Source organism: Streptomyces sp. NPDC001985 (genome assembly GCF_040296845.1).
Taxonomy (GTDB): Bacteria; Actinomycetota; Actinomycetes; order Streptomycetales; family Streptomycetaceae; genus Streptomyces.
This window is the reverse complement of sequence record NZ_JBEOYB010000195.1, coordinates 1-1,304: the sequence shown is the minus strand read 5'-3', so window position 1 is coordinate 1,304 and position 1,304 is coordinate 1. Positions and strand designations below refer to the sequence as shown.

Below are 1,304 nucleotides of genomic sequence, written 5' to 3'. Positions count from 1 at the left end.
GTCATCGGCACCAACGAGGGCCTGGCCGCCGCCCGCGAGCGCGGCCGGGTCGGCGGACGCCCCAGCGTCGCCACCGAGGAAGTCATCCGCGCCGCCCGCGATCTGCTGCCCGACCCCGGCCGCTCGATCACCTCGATCGCCAAGCTGCTGGGCGTCTCCCCGGGCACCCTCTACAACCACATCCCCGACCTGCGCGAGCTCCGCGTCGGCGCCGTGCCCCGCCAGATCGAAGCGCCGGCGAAGCAGAACGACTCCAGAAAGATCAATCTCAGCGGCCCTCAGGGCAACCCGCGGATGTCGCACACTCCGGGTCATGGGTGTCGGCAGAACTCCGCGTCGGTGAGGTCCCGGGCCGCCGCGCCCTGGAGTGCGAGGTGGTCGGTGTTGAAGTACACGGTCATGCGGTGGCGGGTGTCGCGGGTGGAGACCGAGAGGGCTTCGAATCCGTAGCCGGCGCCGCGCTGTCCCCAGAGCTCGGTCCCGCAGGAGGAGGTCATGCGGAAGAGGCCGAGCCCGTGGGCGTCGGCGCCGACGGGGATGGTGGTGGTCATCTCCCTCAGTTGCGCCCGGGGCAGCAGCCGGCCGTCGAGGAGGGCGTCGTAGAAACGGTCGAGGTCGTCGGCCGTGCTGATGATCTCACCGCTGGCGCGGAGCGGTGAGGGGTTGAACCCGGTGACGTCGACTCCCGGCGGGGGCGCCTGGATCTGGGCGGTGGAGTAGGCCCGTCCGGACGGCCGGGGCAGTGTCTCGCGGGTGCCCGGCGAGCCGGTGCCCCGCAGGCGGAGGGGGGCGATGATGCGCCGGTGCAGCTCGTCCTCGTAGGAGTGGCCGGTGATCTTCTCCACGATCAGCGCGGCCAGCAGGTAGTTGGTGTTGGAGTACACGAACCGTTCGCCGGGGGCCGCCGGGGGCGGCTTCGACATCGCGACGGCCAGAAGCTCGGCGGCCGTCCAGGTCTCGTGCAGGTGCTTCAGCCAGATCGGGCCGATCTGGTGCAGGGCGGGGTCGTTGAGGTAGTTGTACACGCCGCTGGTGTGGTTCAGCAGCTGTCGGACGGTGATGCGGCGGCCGTCGTGGCCGTGGCCCCGGACCACCCCGGGCAGATACTTCTCCACGGTGTCGTCGATGCTGAGGCGTCCCTCTGTCTCCAGTTGGAGTACGAGGGTGGCGGTGAACGTCTTGGTGATGCTGCCGACCCGGAAGTGGTCCGCCGGATAGGGAGGGCGTTTCGTCTCCCGGTCCGCGACCCCCGCCGTTCCCGCCCACCGGCCTTCACGGTCGGCCACGGTGACGAGCACCCCGGG

The 1,304-nt window shown here is 70.9% G+C and carries 1 protein-coding gene and 1 pseudogene; both read right to left on the bottom strand.

Annotated elements, in window-relative coordinates; translation table 11 throughout:
* A pseudogene (locus tag ABT122_RS33550) lies at positions 1-315 on the bottom strand (hypothetical protein); the annotation flags it as partial.
* Positions 312-1,304, bottom strand: a 993-nt coding sequence (locus ABT122_RS33545; protein ID WP_351559978.1) for a serine hydrolase domain-containing protein, incomplete at its 5' end; no start/stop codon positions are given. The pseudogene ABT122_RS33550 and the gene ABT122_RS33545, both read right to left, overlap by 4 nt.